We start from the raw sequence: 13,979 nt of genomic DNA, 5'->3' as shown, positions 1-13,979 counted from the left end.
TGGCAGTGCCACGGCGCACTCAGGCCTCGTCCGTCGTCGGCGGCGCGCCCCTGTACCTACCCCGGACCACCAGCTCGATGAACTGCCGGGCGTTGAGTGGGTGGGCGAATAGCCAACCCTGGCCGTAGTTCACCCCTTCGCTGTTGAGCAGCACCGCCTGGTCCTCGCACTCGATGCCCTCGGCGATCACCCGCAGGTGCAGGTCGTGAGCCATGCGGATGATATGCGGCGCCACACCGCTGCTGGCGGCATCATGGCCCAGCGCGTCGATGAATGCCTTGTCGATTTTCAAACAGTCCACAGGCAAGGTCTGCAGGTACGCCAGGCTGCAATAGCCAGTACCGAAATCGTCGATCAGCACTTGATGGCCGACCGCGCGCAACGCCTGCAGATTGTCACGCGCCACCACCACGTCGATCAGCCCACGCTCGGTGACCTCGAAGGCAATCTGCCTGGGCGACACCCGGTGATGGGCCAGCAGGCGCGCAGCCACCCGGCCGATGCGCGGCACCATGACATCGCAGGCCGCCAGGTTTACCGAAATATAGAGATTGCGGTGCGTCCGCAACAGATGGCCAAGTTGTTCGAGCACGCGCTGCAGCACGAAGTCGGTGATGTCGCAGATCTGCCCGGTATTTTCCGCCAAAGGAATGAACAGGTCGGGGCTGGTCAGGCTGCCGTCGGGCCTGCGCCAGCGAACCAGCGCCTCGGCACCGACGCAGCGCCGGCTGTCGAGTTCGATGATCGGCTGGTAAAGCACCTGCAGTTCGCCACGGCGCAGGGCATTTTGCAGCTCGGAACTCATCGAGCGCCGTTGCAGGATCAACTGCAGCACCAACCAGCCGATGCAGCACGCCGCCAGCACGCTACCGGGGAACAACAGCCAGAGAGTGCCGTTCATGCGCAATGGCAGACTTGCCCTAGGGGCGATGAGGACCAACTGGTAATCAGGCGACTTGGTCGGCATGCGATAGACCAGGCGATCGGACAACTCCAGCAGGGCGGTGTGCCCAGATACCCACCAACCCGCAGCTGGTGGCCAGGGCTGACGCGGCCCCAGCACGGGAATGGCGCGATTGCCGTTATCGAGCACCACCAACAAGCTGCCGCCCGGCGGCAGATCGACCACATCGGTCAAGTGGCCGCGTGAGGTGGACACCAGGAAATTGCCCCGACCAAGCATCAGTGCAGCCAGGTTCTCGTCGGGCTCGGTGGTGGTGTTGAGCCAATAGCTGTAGGTCGGGCCCTGGATATCCGGCGGTCGCAACGGCACGAATGCCGGCAGCGCCCCCCGATTGGAGCAGGCGAAGCTACGGTCGACGTAGGCTGCCTCATAGATGAACCGGGAACCCAAGGCGGCCTCGCGCAACGCCACCATCATCGCGGCGCTGCAACCCCGTAGAGGTTGCGCCTGCAATTGATCGACCGAATGGCGCAACTGGCCGAACACCTGTTCGAGGCGTTCAAGAAAACGCTCGCCCTGGGCATTCATCTGCGCGCTTTCGCTCTGTTTCATCTGATGCAGGGCGATACCGAAGCTGGCGGTCAGCAACACGGCGGCGCTGGCCAACGCTGCGAGAGTTGCCAGCATCCAGGGGCGATAGAAAAATTGGCGCAACGCAGTTACAAAGGCCGGCATCGCAAGCATCCAGTTGATTAACAAGGTATAGCAACTGGATGAAGAATTGGCGCGGCCATTGAGCGGAGCGGCTTAGCGCATGCGGTTGAGCACCTGCAGGATGGCGGCGGTCTGGGCATCGGGATTGCCATCGAAGCGTTGTGGCCGGAAACGCATCTGGAAGGCCGCTATTACGTGGCGGGTGGCGACGTCCAGCTGTCCGGTCTGGTCGATGGCATAGCCGAAACGGGCCAGTTCCTGCTGGTACCAGCCGATGGTCGGCGGATTGGCGCTGAAATAGGCCTGCTGACGGGCCACGGCGTTGGCCTCGGGCCAGATGCCCAGTCCGGCGTCGGCCAGGCGCTTCCAGGGGAACATCGGCCCCGGGTCGAGCTTGCGCAGCGGCGCGATGTCGCTGTGGCCGATGATATGCCGAGGTTCGATGTGGTTGCGCTTGACGATGTCCTTGAGCAGGGCGATCAACGACTGAATCTGGGCTTCGCTGTAGGGATACCAGACCCGCCCGTTAGGCGTGTCGTCAAACCCGGGGTTGACGATCTCGATACCGATGGAGCTGGAATTCAGCCAGGTGCGACCTTGCCACTGGCTTTCGCCCGCATGCCACGCCCTGCGGTTCTCGTCGACCAGTTGGTAGATGGTGCCGGGACCATCGCCGATCAGGTAGTGGCTGCTGACCTCGCCGTGGGTGAGTAGCGCAAGCGAACGCTCCAGGGAGGCGTTCGTGTAGTGCAGAACGACGAACTGGATACGGTCGTCCTGGTTGGCCGATGGATGATTGCGATCGATGCGCAACCCCGTCGAACAGCCCGCGATCGACACCAGCAATAAAGCGATAAGTATTCTTCTGACTGAAATGAGCACGTCGAAACCTCGGCTTGTAAGCGTACAGTATAACGTGCTCAAAATGATCGATGCCGCCAATCAGCGGCTGCACATCAACATGAATTCCATGTCGTTGTTGCCACTTGGGCCTTTGAGATCCACCAACTGGGTATTGACCGTGACATTGGTCGTGGTCGGAGCCCCGACCACTTTGGCTTGGCCATGCATCAACCGCGTCTCGGTGCTGGCGTCGATGGGGGATGCGACGCAGAAGCCGGGCGCCTGCTGCCATTGGGCAGGGTCGAGTTTCAGCTTGTATTGGCTGAAGTAGTCTGGCTGCGACTGCAGCGTGACGCTTTCAACCCACTTGCCGGATTGCTTGACGATCTGCCCATCGGCAGCGATGTGGGCGGTCATGACTGCGTCGTCGGCGCTGGCGGTGGCCTGAAAGGCCAATCCGCCCAGCAGCAGAGTAATTGCAAGGGTTTTCATTCGTTAACTTCCTGTATGAGATCGGTGACCGAAGCGGCCACGAGCAGCCATGGTGGGCATGGCTTCACAGGAAATCTGTAAGCTTTTACTGTATTTCGATGCGATTTCGCCCCAACTTCTTGGCGCTGTAAAGCGCAGTGTCGGCACGTTTGAGAACCTGGTCTGCACGCTCGTCCGATTGAAACGAGGACAGTCCGATCGACGTGGTAATCACCACGCGCTCACCTTTGAAATGGAAAGGGCAGGCCTCGACCGCGGCGCGCAACGCCTCCACCGCTCGCGCCGCCATTGCCGGGGAGGTCTGCGGCAGCAGTAGTACGAACTCTTCGCCACCGAACCGCGCCATGAAATCACGGGGTCGCAAGCGCTTGCGCAGCTGGTCGGCGACGATCTTCAGCACCTTGTCGCCCGCCAGGTGGCCATAGCTATCGTTGATGCGCTTGAAGTGATCCAGGTCGAGGATGGCCATGGCCAGGTGGCCACCGTGCGCTTGCCAGTCGAGAATCTCACGCTCCACCCGTTCACTCCACGCCGCCCGGTTAGGCAAGCCGGTCAATGGGTCGATCAGGGCTTTCTGGCGCTGTTCCTCCAGGTGCTCGCGGTAACCGAGCGCCTCTTGCTCCATGCTCGCCACCCGCTCGGCCAGGCCCTGCAGGCGGCCGGCCAGTTCCTGCTCGCGACGGTCACGGGCGTGCTGGTGCTCGTCCATGGTGGTCAGCAGACCTTCCAGGCGGTTTTCCAGGATGTGCTTGAGGCTGTCGACATCGACCGCGCCCTGCACGCTGTTCTGCAGGCCACCCACCTGCTCACGTAACTGGTTGTCCAGCTCACGCGCTGCAGAACTGTTGTCGGCATGGCCAGAACTGGCTTCTTGCAGATGACTCTGGAAGCCCTCGAGGCGCTCGTTGAGTTGCTGCAGGTAGGCTTCGAACTCGTGCTGGCCACTGTCGGTGATCGCCAGCATCAGCACCGCCAGGTCATCGAGCACGGGGATCAGTTCGTACCAGTTCAACCCACGTGCGACGCGGTTGCGCATTTCCAGGGCCTGGGCCTTGTGACGCTCCGGAAGGCTGAGGTCATCGAGCAGGCCGAGCAGGGTCTGTTCGATATGCGCGGCCACCTGGCTATAGGGGGGTTCGACGGCGTCGGGAAGCGCGTAGGGACCATCCTCGCCCGACAGCACGTCGGCTATGTCTGGTGCAGGCTCTGCGGGAGCGGCTGGTTGCTCCGGTTGAGCATCAGGCCCGGCGACCTCGCTCTGCGGGAGCGCCGCATCCGCTACGCTATGCACGGGCCCTGTTGCGGCAGGAGGGATAACCAGCGCTGGCGTGTGTAGCGGGGTTTCTTCCTGCACGGGCAGTGGCTCAGCCGCGTCCACCTCGACCTCAATGCCGGCAACAGGCCCAGGTTCAACGGTCGGAGCGACAGGCGCCAGCGGCTGCAATTCGTCGATATCGGCAGCTTCGGACGGTCCAGGCATCTCGGCCGCAGGCAGGGCAGGGGCAGGCGGTGCAGACTCGGCGACCACTTGCGTCTCGCCGTCGCGACCACCGAAGAGCCGCTGGAACAATCCCGGCCGCGATTGCTCCTCGGCATTCAACGTGGACAGCGCGCGCCCTTGCAGGCCACTCAGCTCGCCCAGCAGCGGCGGCAGCTCACGGGACTGGCTGACCCCGCCATCGAGCTTCTTCGCCAGTTTCTTCAATGGCCGGGACACCTCCCCCGGCAACGGCAAGGACTGGAGCTGGGTCACCAACGCCGTCAGCGCATCGCTGACCTGGGTCATACGGGTCTCGCGGCGCTGTTCGGAATCCAGCACGGCTTTTTCAAGGCGCGGAATCAAGCCGGCCAGGCCCGCATCCATGTTGTCGCGACGAATGACTTCGCGCATTTCCTTCATGCAGTCATCGACCGCCTTGTCGCTGCCTTCGGCTGCCAGCGAGCTGCGCACCAGGCCACGGCGCAGCAGGTCGAGACGGGCTTCCCAGCGGCGTTCGAGCTTTTCCTGCGCTTCGATGCTTTTGAGGTATTTTTCTTTCCAGCGCTCAGCTTCTTCGGTCATGCCTTGATCCGCAACGGTGGTGCAACGGGGGCTGTGTGTACTGGCTTTCGGCGCGAGTTGGCAACACTTGAGGGTTGGCAACCCTCAGGTTGATCTAGCTCAGGACCGGCAGGGTATCCACAGTCAATGCATCCGGCAATCGGATCTCGACAGCGACAGGAAGGTGGTCGGAAATCGGCTGTGCCAGCACCTCGACCCGTTCCAAGGTCAGGCTCGGGCTGAGCAGGATATGGTCCAGGCAGCGCTGGGGGCGCCAGCTGGGGAAGGTGGCCTCGGCCTGCGGTGCGACCAACCCCAGGTCGCGCAGTGGCGAACGCTCCAACAGGTCGTTGGCGTGGGTGTTCATGTCGCCCATCAGCACCTGGTGGCGGTAACCGCCAATCAGTTCGCGGATATAACCCAGCTGCAGGGCACGGGTCTTGGCACCCAGCGCCAGATGCATCATCACCACGACCAGGGCATCCTCGCCTTCACCGAAGCGCACCAGGATCGCACCACGACCGGCCGGGCCGGGCAACGGATGATCCTCCAGCAGATGCGGCTTGAGGCGGCTGAGCACGCCATTGCTGTGTTGGGCGAATCGTCCGAGGTTACGATTGAGCTGCTGGTACCAATAGGGGAATGCGCCCAGCTGGGCCAGGTGCTCCACCTGATTGATATACCCAGAGCGCAGGCTGCCTCCGTCGGCCTCCTGCAGGGCCACCAGGTCGAAATCGTTGAGCAGTTCGCCGATACGCTGCAAATTGCCCGCACGGCCGTTATGCGGCAACAGATGCTGCCAGCTGCGGGTCAGGTAGTGACGATAGCGTTCGGTGCTGATGCCGACCTGGATGTTGAAACTGAGCAGCCGCAGACGACCATCCTCGGGCAGGCCAGGGGCCTGCAGGTGATGTTCGTTGACCTGCGGCTGGTGCAGGCCAATGCCGCGCGTGGTACGGAAGCGGGGCATGGGATCGCGCCGCTTACTTAGCGGCGCGCTCCTTGTCGATCAACTGGTCGGCGACATTCAGCACGCCCTCCGGCCCACCGGCAGTGCCGAGGTCGAAGCGGTACTTGCCGTTGACCACCATGCTCGGAACGCCGGTGACTTCGTACTTCTTCGCCAGCTCCTTGGCCTGGTTGACCTGGCCCTTGATGGCGAAGGAGTTGTAGGTGGCCAGGAACTTGTCTTTGTCGACGCCCTGAGTGGCAAGGAAATCAGCCATGTCGGCAGGGTCGGTCAGACGTTTGCGCTGGTTCTGGATGGCATCGAACACGGCGGCGTGGACCTTATGCTCGACGCCCATGGCTTCGAGGGTCAGGAACATCTGGCCGTGGGCATCCCATGGGCCGCCGAACATGGCGGGCACGCGCTTGAAGTTGACGTCCTTGGGCAGTTTTTCGATCCAAGGGTTGATGGTCGGCTCGAAGTGATAGCAGTGAGGGCAGCCATACCAGAACAGCTCGACCACTTCGATCTTGCCCGGCTGGGATACCGGAACAGGGTTGCTCAGCTCGATGTATTCCTTGCCGGCAGTGGCAGGCTCCGCGGCCTGGACGGCAGTCATACCGAAGACGCTGGCAGCGACCAGCGCGGCGCTGAGAATCAGTTTACGCATGCTTTACTCCTGAGCATTCATTGGTCGCCTCGACGCGACCTGTGCTGAGACCGGTCGGGACGGGCCCGAGTTCTTTAGTGTAACGGCTGTGGACGTAAAAAAGGGCGGTCCACGCCGCCCTTTCATCTTTAGTCCTGCAGCATTAACCGAATGTTAATGCAGCCCCTGGATGTAACTGGCCAAGGCCTCGATGTCGTGGTTGCTGAGCTTGCCGGCAATGGTACGCATGGTCATCGCATCGCCATCGTTGGTGCGGTTGCCCTCGCGGAAATCGGTGAGCTGCTTGGTCACGTACTGCGCATGCTGGCCGCCCAGATGGGGGAAACCGGCCAAGGCGATACCGGCACCGTTGGGTGAATGGCAGCCGATACAGGCCGGCATGCCTTTTTCCAGGTCGCCGCCGTTGAACAAGCTGCGGCCACGTTCGACCAGCTTGGGATCGGCGGCACCGACGCTACCCTTCTGGCTGGAGAAGTAGGCGGCGATATCGGCCAGATCCTGGTCATTGAAGTTGGTCAGCATGCCGGTCATCTCCAGCACGGTACGCTTGCCAGACTTGATGTCGTGCAGTTGTTTCTCGAGGTAGCGCTGGCCCTGGCCGGCCAGTTTCGGGAAGTTTGGGGCCAGGCTGTTACCGTCGGGGTTGTGGCAGGCACCACAGACGGCCGTCTTGGCCTGGCCGGCGGCGGCATCGCCTTTAATGGGTTCGGCAGCGGTGGCTGTACCTGCGACACCCAGGGTCAACAGCAGACTCACGACTAGTTTGTTCATCAGCTAATCCAACACGGCTAAGGGTGAAATGTTATGTATCGGGACTGCCGCTCATCCAAAGGATGACCAAACGGTAGTCCTCGGCACTGCAGTCCATGCACAATCCACGCGGCGGCATAGCCTTGAAACCCTGGGTGACGTGCGCCACCAGTGCGTCCACACCTTGCGCCAGTCTTGGCTCCCAGGCCGCCCGGTCCCCCCTTTGGGGTGCCTGGGGCAACTGCCCGGCGTGACAGGCCGCACACGTGCGGTTGTACAACGCCTCGGGATCCTGTGTAGCCTGTGCGCCGTAAAACGGTAGGAACATACCGACAGCAAGCAGCCATTGCGCCATGCGCATCGACCTGACAGGGTTGGGGGCCGCGCTGCGTTCTGTCGCGCGAGCTATTGTTCGACACCCCATGCGCATTCCTCTTCGCTGGAAGAATGAGCACACAAAAACTGGGGCATTATATACTTCCGCCATCCAAACGGAAACGACACCGCTTGCCGGCCTCGGCTTTGGCAACACCCACATCGGATATCCCATGCAAGTCAAGAACCCCATCCTCGGCCTCTGCCAGAAAGCCAAATTCGCCCTCAGCGCTGCCAAGGTCGAACAATGCCCGGACGACCAGGGTTACGAGGTGGCTTTCGCCGGCCGTTCCAACGCCGGCAAATCCAGCGCCCTCAATACCCTGACTCATGCCAGCCTGGCGCGTACCTCGAAAACCCCGGGGCGCACCCAGCTGTTGAATTTCTTCAGTCTGGACGATGAACGGCGTTTGGTCGACCTGCCGGGCTACGGTTATGCAAAAGTGCCCATCCCGCTCAAGCAGCACTGGCAGCGTCACTTGGAGGCCTACCTGGGCAGCCGCGAGTGCTTGCGCGGCGTCATTTTGATGATGGACGTGCGCCATCCGATGACCGATTTCGACAAGATGATGCTCGACTGGGCCAAGGCCAGCGGCATGCCCATGCACATCCTGCTGACCAAGGCCGACAAGCTGACCCATGGCGCGGGCAAGAACACCCTGCTCAAGGTGCAGTCGGAAATCCGCAAGGGCTGGGGTGAGGGAGTGACCATCCAGTTGTTCTCGGCACCCAAGCGCCTGGGCCTGGAAGAGGCCTATCGAGTGCTGGCGGATTGGATGGAACTGGAAGACAAGCCCGCGGCCTGAGGCCGCTTGCCGGCAAATCGCAGGCAAAAAAAACCCCGGACTTCGTATGGGGAGGGGGAAGTTCGGGGTTCAAGTCCGGACCGCTAGGGTGAGGTCCAGATATCTGCCAACACTTAACACAACATAGGAGCATCGAAAGGCTTCACCAGCCATTCAGTTACTCTGAGTAGCGTTTCACCGGTTTAGTTCCAGGGCCCTCGAAACTATTTGCGATAGTTTCACGAAGCGTAAGAACCTTATGCCAGGACCCGCGGTACTCCCCACGGATCCTACACGGCCTTGCCCCTTCAATCAGTGAGCTTCGTCCCAATTCGAGCCGATCCCTACCTGGACCAGCAGCGGCACATCCAACTGCGCGGCGCTGCTCATGTGCAGGGGAATTTCATCTCTGACTTGTTCGACCAGGTCCTCACGCACTTCCAGAACCAGTTCATCGTGCACTTGCAGGATCACTCGCGCATCCAGCCCGCTGCCGCTCAGCCAGTTGTCGACGTTGACCATCGCCCGTTTGATGATGTCGGCGGCAGTACCCTGCATCGGCGCGTTGATCGCCGTGCGCTCGGCGCCCTTGCGCAGAGCCGGATTCTTGGCGTTGATGTCCGGCAGGTACAAGCGGCGACCGAACAGGGTTTCCACGAAGCCTTGCTCGGCTGCCTGGGCTCGGGTGCGTTCCATGTATGCCAGCACCCCTGGGTAGCGGGCGAAATACCGGTCGATATAGTCCTGGGACTGCTTGCGGTCGACGCCGATCTGCTTGGCCAGGCCGAACGCACTCATGCCGTAGATCAGGCCGAAGTTGATGGCCTTGGCACTGCGGCGCTGGTCGGTGGTGACGTCCTCCAGGGCTACGCCGAACACCTCAGCAGCCGTGGCCCGGTGCACGTCCAGGTCATTGCGGAAGGCATGCAGCAGGCCTTCGTCCTTGGCCAGGTGAGCCATGATGCGCAGCTCGATCTGCGAATAGTCCGCCGCCAGCAGCTTGTAGCCCGGACTGGCGACGAAGGCCTGGCGGATACGGCGGCCTTCGGCGGTGCGGATCGGGATGTTCTGCAGATTCGGGTCGCTCGACGACAACCGCCCGGTGGCCGCCACCGCCTGCTGGTAGGAGGTGTGGATACGCCCGGTGCGCGGGTTGATCTGACCCGGCAGTTTGTCGGTATAGGTACTCTTGAGCTTGCTCAGGCTGCGGTACTGCATCAGCACCTCAGGCAGCGGGTAACCTTGCTCGGCGAGCTCATCGAGCACCGCTTCGGCAGTTGACGGCTGGCCCTTGGCGGTCTTGCTCAGCACTGGCATGCCCAGCTTGTCGTACAGGATCGAACCGAGTTGCTTGGGCGAACCGAGGTTGAACGTCTCGCCGGCCAGCTCGAACGCCCGGCGCTCCAGCTCGGCCATCTTCACCCCCAGTTCGCCGCTTTGCACCTTCAGCAGCTCGGCATCGACCAGCGCGCCCTGGCGTTCGATCCGCGCCAGCACCGGCACCAACGGCATCTCGATGTCCATCAGCACCGGCTGCACGCTTGGCGTCTGTGCCAGCCGCGCCTGCAACGCCTGGTGCAGACGCAGGGTGATATCGGCATCTTCGGCAGCGTAGGGGCCGGCCTTGTCCAGGTGGATCTGGTTGAAGGTCAGCTGTTTGGCGCCCTTGCCGGCGATGTCCTCGAAGGCGATGGTGGTGTGGTCGAGGTACTTCTGCGCCAGGCTGTCCATGTCGTGACGGGTGGCGGTGGAGTTGTACACGTACGACTCGAGCATCGTGTCGTACGCCACGCCACGCATTTCGATGGCCGGCGAGCCATTGGCGAGGATATTGATGTCGTACTTGGCATTTTGCCCGACCTTGGCCTTGTTCGGATCTTCCAGCAACGGCTTGAGCGCCAGCAACACGGCCTCACGGTCCAGTTGGGTCGGTGCACCTTCGTAGTCGTGGGCCAGCGGTACGTAGGCCGCTTCGTACGGCTCGATCGCGAACGACACCCCCACCAGCTGCGCCTGCTGGGCGTCCAGGCTGGTGGTCTCGGTGTCGAAGGCGAACAGCGGCGCCTGGCGAAGCTTCTCCACCCAGGCGTCGAATTCGGCCTGCTCGTAGAGGGTGTGATATTTCGCTTCGACCTGGGCCGCGGGAGGCTCTACCGCTTCGATGGCTTCGCCGGCCTGGGCTGCATCGCGCTGCACTTCGGCGATCCAGCTCTTGAATTCCATCTCGGTGTACAGCGCCAGCAGGGCTTCACGATCGGGTTCGCCGCAGACCAGCGCATCGACTTCGATGTCGAGCGGCACGTCGACCTTGATGGTGGCCAGCTCGTATGACAGAAACGCCGCGTCACGGTGCTCCTCGAGCTTGGCGGGCAGGGTCTTGGCACCACGAATGGCCAGGGCTGGCACCTTGTCGAGGTTGGCGTAAAGATCGCTCAGGCCACCACCGATACCGGTCAGCAGCCCCACGGCGGTCTTTTCACCGACGCCAGGCACGCCTGGAATGTTGTCGACCTTGTCGCCCATCAGAGCCAGGAAGTCGATGATGTGCTCCGGGCCCACGCCGAACTTCTCGTGCACGCCGGCCACGTCCAGCACGCTACCGGTCATGGTGTTGACCAAGGTGATGTGCCCATCCACCAGCTGCGCCATGTCCTTGTCGCCCGTGGAGATGATCACCGGGCGATTCAGTGCCGCGCTGCTGCGCGCCAGGGTGCCGATGACATCATCGGCCTCGACCCCTTCGACACACAGCAGCGGGTAGCCCAGCGCCTTGACGCTGGCATGCAGCGGCTCGATCTGCACCCGCAGATCGTCCGGCATGCTTGGGCGGTTGGCCTTGTACTCGGCGAACATGGCATCGCGGAAAGTACCGCCCTTGGCGTCGAAGACCACGGCGAACAGGCTGTCGGGGTATTGCTTGCGCAGGCTCTTGAGCATGTTCAGCACGCCCTTGACCGCACCGGTCGGCATGCCCTTGGACGTGGTCAGCGGCGGCAGCGCGTGAAATGCACGGTAGAGGTAGGAGGAACCGTCCACCAGGACGAGGGGCGCTTGGCTCATGAGCAGAATCAACCTTTTCGACGGGTCCGGCGCTAGAATAGCCAGAATCATTGACGACAAAGGGACAAGGTTATCATGCGTACACTCAATCGCCTGTTACTGCTCGGCCTGTTGGCAACCATGCCTGTCGTCACCCTGGCAGCGGATGATGCGCCCTCGGCCGATCCCGAGGTGACCATCCGCACCGAAGGCGACCGAACCATCCAGGAATACCGCCAGAATGGCTTCCTGTATGCGATCAAGGTCACGCCGAAACATGGCAAGCCTTATTTCCTGGTACGCGCCGATGGCTCCGATGGCAATTTCATACGATCCGACCAACCGGACATGCTGATTCCGTCGTGGAAGATCTTCGAGTGGTAATCTGACGCGCATCCATTACATCAACCTGGCACTTCCCGGCGGAAGTGCCCGCATGGGCAACTCTTCATCATGTCAGTCTTCACCCCCGTGACCCGGCCTGAGCTGGAAACCTTTCTGGCGCCGTACGAGCTGGGCCGTCTGCTCGATTTCCAGGGCATTGCCGCCGGCACCGAAAACAGCAATTTCTTCGTCAGCCTCGAACAGGGGGAGTTCGTCCTGACGCTGGTCGAGCGCGGCCCGGTGGAGGACATGCCGTTCTTCATCGACCTGCTCGACGTGCTGCACGACGCCGACATGCCTGTGCCCTACGCCCTGCGTGACCGCGACGGCAACGCATTGCGCACGCTGTGCGGCAAGCCGGCGTTGCTGCAGCCGCGCCTGTCGGGCAAGCACATCAAGGCACCGAACAACCAGCACTGCGCCCAGGTGGGCGAGCTGCTGGCACACATTCACCTGGCCACCCGCGAGCGTATCATCGAACGCCGTACCGACCGCGGCCTGGAATGGATGCTGACCAGCGGTGCCGAACTGCTGCCACGCCTGAGCGCGGAGCAGGCCGCGCTGCTGCGACCGGCGTTGGCCGAGATCGAGGCACACAAGGCGCAGATCCTGGCCTTGCCACGGGCCAACCTGCATGCCGACCTGTTCCGCGACAACGTGATGTTCGAAGGCACCCACCTGACCGGCGTGATCGATTTCTATAACGCTTGCTCCGGTCCGATGCTCTACGACATCGCCATCACCGTGAACGACTGGTGCCTGGATGAAAACGGTGCCATCGACGTGGCGCGTGCCCAGGCCTTGCTGGCAGCCTATGCGGCACTGCGGCCGTTCACCGCTGCCGAAGCCGAGCTGTGGCCGGAAATGCTACGGGTGGCGTGCGTGCGTTTCTGGCTGTCGCGCCTGATTGCAGCGGAATCGTTTGCCGGCATGGATGTGATGATCCACGACCCGCGCGAGTTCGAGGTGCGCCTGGCGCAACGTCAGCAAGTGGCGTTGCACCTGCCGTTCGCACTCTAGGTCGCGCCGGCCCTTTCGCGGGCTTGCCCGCGAAAGGGCCAGTGTAGGCTCAGAGCTGCTCCAGGCACCCCGCCAGATCACTGCCCAGCTTCTCCAGCAGACGCTCGTAACCCTTGCCATCCACCGGATCGTTACCGCCCAGCGCGTCCAACTCCGCCAGGCGTACCGGCAATCCGGCAGTCAACGTTTCTGCCAGGCGTGGTCGGATCGGTGGCTCACTGAACACACAGGTCTTGCCCACTTCCTGCAAACGTCCGCGCATCGCCGCCACATGCTGGGCGCCCGGCTGCACCTCCGAGGCGATGCTGAACACCCCGGTGTGCTTCAGGCCGTAAGCGTTCTCGAAGTAGTCGAACGCCTCGTGGAAGACAAAGTAGGGCTTGTCGGCGACACCCGCCACGCGTGCCTTGATGCGCGCATCCAGGGCGTCCATGCGCTCGACGAAGGCCCGGCCGTTGGCCATGTAGCGCGCGGCATTGGCCGGGTCGGTTCGGGCCAGATCGGCGGCCATGGTCAATGCGATAACCCGTGCATTGACCGTCGACAACCACAGGTGGGCATCCAGGCTGCCTGGGCGGTGGTCGTGGTCATGGTCGTCATGGGCCTCTTGCTCATGGGAATGACTGTCCTCGCCGAAGCGGCGCAGGTGGATGCCCTTGAGCGTCTGCACCGCCACCGTGGGCTTGCTGCGGCTACCCAGGACCCTGGGCAGGAAGCTCTCCATGTCGGGGCCGATCCAGTAGAGCAGGTCGGCATCGGCCACCCGCCGCACATCGGAGGGACGCAGGGCGTAGTGGTGCGGCGAAGCGCCCGGCGGCAGCAGCACCTCGGGACTGCCCACCCCGTCCTGGACTGCCGCGGCAATCTGCTGCAGGGGTTTGATGCTGGTCAGCACACGCACGTCGGCCTGCGCCGAACAGGCGAGGAAAGCGACAAAAAGCACAAGGAATCGGGACACGTTTAATACTCGACTCGTCAGAAACAGGTAACATAATAACGTCTCCATCCAGAAC

The 13,979-nt window shown here is 62.5% G+C and carries 13 protein-coding genes; 3 read left to right on the top strand and 10 right to left on the bottom strand.

Features of this window, described 5'->3' with window-relative positions; translation table 11 throughout:
• Window positions 1–19 precede the first annotated feature (19 nt).
• The 8 genes from KY379_RS11235 to KY379_RS11200 all read right to left on the bottom strand — a co-directional run bounded on the left by KY379_RS11235 (window position 20) and on the right by KY379_RS11200 (window position 7,718).
• Entirely contained in the window at window positions 20–1,639 is a 1,620-nt protein-coding gene (locus KY379_RS11235; RefSeq protein ID WP_133325828.1) for an EAL domain-containing protein, read from the bottom strand.
• Between the two features lie 72 nt (window positions 1,640–1,711).
• Window positions 1,712–2,500 carry an N-acetylmuramoyl-L-alanine amidase gene (locus KY379_RS11230; RefSeq protein WP_133325826.1) on the bottom strand — a complete coding sequence of 263 codons (789 nt, stop codon included), beginning with the start codon at window positions 2,498–2,500 and terminating at the stop codon, window positions 1,712–1,714.
• A gap of 60 nt (window positions 2,501–2,560) precedes the next feature.
• Window positions 2,561–2,953, bottom strand: a complete 393-nt coding sequence (locus KY379_RS11225; RefSeq protein ID WP_261239893.1) for a hypothetical protein — start codon at window positions 2,951–2,953, stop codon at window positions 2,561–2,563.
• Between the two features lie 85 nt (window positions 2,954–3,038).
• On the bottom strand, window positions 3,039–5,015 hold the full coding sequence (locus KY379_RS11220) for a diguanylate cyclase (protein WP_261239892.1): 1,977 nt from the start codon (window positions 5,013–5,015) through the stop codon (window positions 3,039–3,041).
• A gap of 94 nt (window positions 5,016–5,109) precedes the next feature.
• Window positions 5,110–5,964, bottom strand: coding sequence for an endonuclease/exonuclease/phosphatase family protein (locus tag KY379_RS11215; RefSeq protein ID WP_133325820.1), 855 nt, complete (start codon window positions 5,962–5,964; stop codon window positions 5,110–5,112).
• 13 nt (window positions 5,965–5,977) lie between these two features.
• Complete coding sequence (gene dsbA / locus KY379_RS11210) at window positions 5,978–6,613, bottom strand: thiol:disulfide interchange protein DsbA (protein WP_133325818.1); 636 nt, start codon at window positions 6,611–6,613, stop codon at window positions 5,978–5,980.
• A gap of 153 nt (window positions 6,614–6,766) precedes the next feature.
• Window positions 6,767–7,384 carry a c-type cytochrome gene (locus KY379_RS11205; RefSeq protein ID WP_261239883.1) on the bottom strand — a complete coding sequence of 206 codons (618 nt, stop codon included), beginning with the start codon at window positions 7,382–7,384 and terminating at the stop codon, window positions 6,767–6,769.
• A 31-nt stretch (window positions 7,385–7,415) separates the two neighbouring features.
• On the bottom strand, window positions 7,416–7,718 hold the full coding sequence (locus tag KY379_RS11200) for a c-type cytochrome (protein ID WP_133325906.1): 303 nt from the start codon (window positions 7,716–7,718) through the stop codon (window positions 7,416–7,418).
• 193 nt (window positions 7,719–7,911) lie between these two features.
• Here KY379_RS11200 and yihA point away from each other — a divergent pair, with 193 nt between their 5' ends.
• Window positions 7,912–8,544 carry a ribosome biogenesis GTP-binding protein YihA/YsxC gene (yihA, locus tag KY379_RS11195; protein ID WP_133325814.1) on the top strand — a complete coding sequence of 211 codons (633 nt, stop codon included), beginning with the start codon at window positions 7,912–7,914 and terminating at the stop codon, window positions 8,542–8,544.
• Window positions 8,545–8,835: 291 nt separating this feature from the next.
• Here yihA and polA read toward each other — a convergent pair whose 3' ends face one another.
• Complete coding sequence (polA, locus tag KY379_RS11190) at window positions 8,836–11,583, bottom strand: DNA polymerase I (protein WP_133325812.1); 2,748 nt, start codon at window positions 11,581–11,583, stop codon at window positions 8,836–8,838.
• Window positions 11,584–11,658: 75 nt separating this feature from the next.
• Here polA and KY379_RS11185 point away from each other — a divergent pair, with 75 nt between their 5' ends.
• Together KY379_RS11185 and KY379_RS11180 are read left to right on the top strand one after the other, a co-directional pair.
• On the top strand, window positions 11,659–11,946 hold the full coding sequence (locus KY379_RS11185) for a DUF2782 domain-containing protein (RefSeq protein ID WP_133325810.1): 288 nt from the start codon (window positions 11,659–11,661) through the stop codon (window positions 11,944–11,946).
• A 69-nt stretch (window positions 11,947–12,015) separates the two neighbouring features.
• Window positions 12,016–12,966, top strand: a complete 951-nt coding sequence (locus KY379_RS11180) for a homoserine kinase (RefSeq protein ID WP_133325808.1) — start codon at window positions 12,016–12,018, stop codon at window positions 12,964–12,966.
• Window positions 12,967–13,015: 49 nt separating this feature from the next.
• On the opposite strand, the gene KY379_RS11175 is transcribed toward KY379_RS11180, so the two are convergent.
• The gene (locus KY379_RS11175; protein WP_261239875.1) at window positions 13,016–13,972 is read right to left on the bottom strand and encodes a zinc ABC transporter substrate-binding protein; all 957 of its coding nucleotides are present in this window, start codon (window positions 13,970–13,972) and stop codon (window positions 13,016–13,018) included.
• Window positions 13,973–13,979: the final 7 nt, after the last annotated feature.

The sequence above is a fragment of the Pseudomonas sp. HD6422 genome, from assembly GCF_025377065.1.
Taxonomy (GTDB): domain Bacteria; phylum Pseudomonadota; class Gammaproteobacteria; order Pseudomonadales; family Pseudomonadaceae; genus Aquipseudomonas; species Aquipseudomonas putida_U.
The sequence above is the reverse complement of the archived record's forward strand: the minus strand, read 5'-3'. Positions and strand labels throughout refer to the sequence as shown.